The 3,081-nt window shown below is 68.5% G+C and carries 3 protein-coding genes and 1 other RNA gene; 1 reads left to right on the top strand and 3 read right to left on the bottom strand.

From position 1 onward, the window contains the following. The 3 genes from rsmH to rsmI form a co-directional block, all read right to left on the bottom strand. On the bottom strand, positions 1-963 hold a 963-nt coding region (gene rsmH / locus RI841_RS07715; RefSeq protein WP_310705016.1), incomplete at its 3' end, for a 16S rRNA (cytosine(1402)-N(4))-methyltransferase RsmH. A 52-nt stretch (positions 964-1,015) separates the two neighbouring features. Further along, positions 1,016-1,380: RNase P RNA component class A (rnpB, locus tag RI841_RS07710), an RNA gene on the bottom strand. Positions 1,381-1,412: 32 nt separating this feature from the next. Then, entirely contained in the window at positions 1,413-2,270 is an 858-nt protein-coding gene (gene rsmI / locus RI841_RS07705) for a 16S rRNA (cytidine(1402)-2'-O)-methyltransferase (RefSeq protein ID WP_310705015.1), read from the bottom strand. A gap of 46 nt (positions 2,271-2,316) precedes the next feature. On the opposite strand from rsmI, the gene RI841_RS07700 reads away from it, so the two are divergent. Further along, positions 2,317-3,081, top strand: a 765-nt coding sequence (locus RI841_RS07700) for a penicillin-binding protein activator (RefSeq protein ID WP_310705014.1), incomplete at its 3' end; no start/stop codon positions are given.

Raw genomic sequence — 3,081 nt, 5'->3', positions numbered from 1 at the left:
CGTTACGACCGTGTCCCACACCACTTCGATTTTCTCGTGGGCCAGGGCCTGCTCGGCCGCCTCGACCTCCTCGGCGGTGGGGCGACGCGCCTTGCCCAGCGACTCCAAGCGCCGCTTCAGCTGGTCATCGCGGATCGGCATGCCGCGCGGCAGGTCGGTGTCACCGCGCACGTGATCGCGAATGAAGCGCTTGACCCGACGATCCTCCAGCGAGTGGAAGCTGATCACCACCAGGTGCCCCCCCGGAGCGAGGGCCTCCAGGGCAGCCTCGAGAGCGGCACCGAGCTGTTCCAGCTCGCCATTGACCTGGATGCGAAGCGCCTGGAAGACCCGGGTCGCCGGGTGTTTTCCCTTCTCCCAGGCGGGGTGGGCGGCCTTGACCACCTCGGCGAGATCGGCGGTCCGCTCGAAGGGCCGCTCGACGCGACGCGCCACAATGGCCCGCGCCAGTCGCCTGGCAAAGCGCTCTTCGCCATAGGCCTTGAAGACACCGCCGATCTCCCCCTCGCTGGCCCGCGACAAAAAGCCCGCGGCACTCTCGCCTCGCGAGGGGTCCATACGCATGTCCAGGGGGCCGTCGCGCAGGAAGCTGAACCCCCGATCGGGATCGTCAAGCTGGGGTGACGACACCCCCACGTCGAGCAGAACACCGGCCAGCCGGCCATGCAGGCCGTGGTGATCGGCGATCTCCCCGAGTCGGGCGAACTCGCCCTGTTCGATGGTGAAGCGCGGGTCGTCGATGGACGAGGCCTCGGCGACGGCCTGGGGGTCGCGATCGATGGCCAGCAGGCGGCCCTGCGGGGCCAGCCGTGCAAGGATGGCGCGCGAATGGCCACCGCGGCCGAAGGTACCGTCCAGATACGCGCCCTCGGGGTCGTGGACCAGCACCTCCACAGCGCCATCGAGCAGCACGCTGGCATGGCGAAAGCCGCGGGCGGGCTGTTCAGAGGCGGATGACGGCATGTGACTCTCGATCGAGGGGCTGAGGGGCCGTACGCAACGGCAGTGTTCGAATAAAGGGAGTCGGCCGATAAGCCGGGTTCTGTCGTGGACAGTCATTCCTCTAGGGGCCGTGTCACCAGGGCCCTCAAGCAACCTACCCGAACCCGACGCGGGCCACGTCATGGGGTTCCTATTTGGTCTTGCTCCGAGTGGGGTTTACCTTGCCACGCACTGTTGCCAGGCGCGCGGTGCGCTCTTACCGCACCCTTTCACCCTTGCCGGCCTCCCGCAGGAGACGTAGGCGGTCTGCTCTCTGCTGCACTTTCCGTCGGCTCACGCCGCCCAGGCATTACCTGGCACTCTGCCCTGTGGAGCCCGGACTTTCCTCCCCTGCCTCGGCCCGAAGGCCAGAGCGGCGGCGACTGTCTGGCCAACTCCCGAGACAAGGATACCAGTGCCCTCCTCCTGCCTCAATGCCCGTCCTTGAGCGCCTGGAGCCGGCCATACCAGACCTTCTTGGCACCGCCCAGCATCCGTGCCGCCACGGCGGCCGCCTGCTTGACCCCCACCCCCTCGTCGAGCAGGGCCGAAAGCAGTGCATCGGCCTCCACCGTCGAGGCGTTTACGTCGCCGCGCGGGCCTGCCCCGGCCACCATCACCACGAATTCACCACGCGCCTGGTCGGGATTCCCGTCCATGCACTCAAGCAGCTCGGCGGCACTGCCGTCCAGGAAGGTCTCGAAGGCCTTGGTCAGTTCTCGGGCCAGCACTACCCGACGCTCCCCCAGAGTGGCAGCAAGGTCCGCCAGGGTATCGCGAATGCGATGGGGGGATTCGTAGAACACCAGGGTCTCCTCGCGGGTCGCCAGTGACTCCAGCCGCCCTCGACGGGCGCCACCCTTTGCCGCGAGAAAGCCCTGGAAGAGGAAGCGGTCGGTGGGCAGCCCCGCCGCCGACAGGGCCGCCACCAGGGCACAGGGCCCCGGGATCGGCACGATGCGACGGCCGCGGACACGCAGCTCGCGCACCAGCACGAAGCCGGGATCACTGATCAGCGGCGTGCCGGCATCGGACACCAGGGCGATGTCCTCTCCGGCGACGAGGCGGGCATCCAGGGCGTCGACCCGCGCGGCCTCATTATACTCGTGCAGTGAGAGCATCGGCCGCGACAGGCCCAGATGACGCAGCAGACGGCCAGTGTGGCGAGTATCCTCGGCGGCGATCAGTGCGACCTCCCCCAGGACCCGGGCGGCCCGGAGGCTCAGGTCGTCCAGATTCCCAATGGGCGTGGCGACGACGTACAATGAACCGGCAAGCGTATCGGACATCTCGGCTCCCTGGGATGCTCTCGAACTTGGGGACTAGGAAGGATTCATGAAGATCTCGTTTCGCGGCCCGCTGGCCGCCGCGCTTACCGCGCTGCTGCTTGCGGGCTGCAGCTTCCAGCCCGGCATTGTCGAGCGACAGCCTGACAGTGATCCACAGCGCCTGCTGCTGCAAGCTGAACAGCAGCAACCCGGCCAGGCCGCCCTGTCTCGCCTGGAAGCGGCCGACATCCTAGCACGCCAGGGAAGCCGCACCCAGGCACTGGAGGTCGCCAAGGAGATCGACGACAGCCGACTGGAGCGCCAGGCGAGGACACGCTGGGCCCTGCTGCTCTCGGAACTGGGCGAGACCGAGGGAGACCCTTGGGCGGTGATCCAGGCAGCGCAGCTGCTCGATGAGATCAACCTGCCCCGCGACGCCTCCCTGACCCTGCGCGAACGCTTGGGGATGGCTCTGGCCGAGGTCGACGAGCCCCGCGCCGCCGCCCGCGCCCTGATTCGCGTCCAGGCCGAGACCCAGCGCGAGGACCTCAACGACCCGGTCTGGGACCAGCTCTCGCGGCTGGACGGCGGCTCACTGGCCAGCCTGCGCGAGGAGGGAGGCGACCTGACCCGGGGATGGGTGACCCTGACCGAGCTGGTGCGCTCCAGCGGCGGCGACATCCAGCGGCTATTCGCACGCCTGGACGAGTGGCGCGAGCGCCACCGCGGTCATCCGGCGGCCCGACGACTGCCCGGCGAGATCACTGCCCTGGGAGAGTTGCGCGGCCAGAAAGTCAGCCATATCGCCGTATTCCTCCCCGAGTCCGGACCG

The organism is Halomonas sp., from assembly GCF_031581305.1.
Taxonomy (GTDB): Bacteria; Pseudomonadota; Gammaproteobacteria; order Pseudomonadales; family Halomonadaceae; genus Halomonas.
The sequence above is the reverse complement of the archived record's forward strand: the minus strand, read 5'-3'. Positions and strand labels throughout refer to the sequence as shown.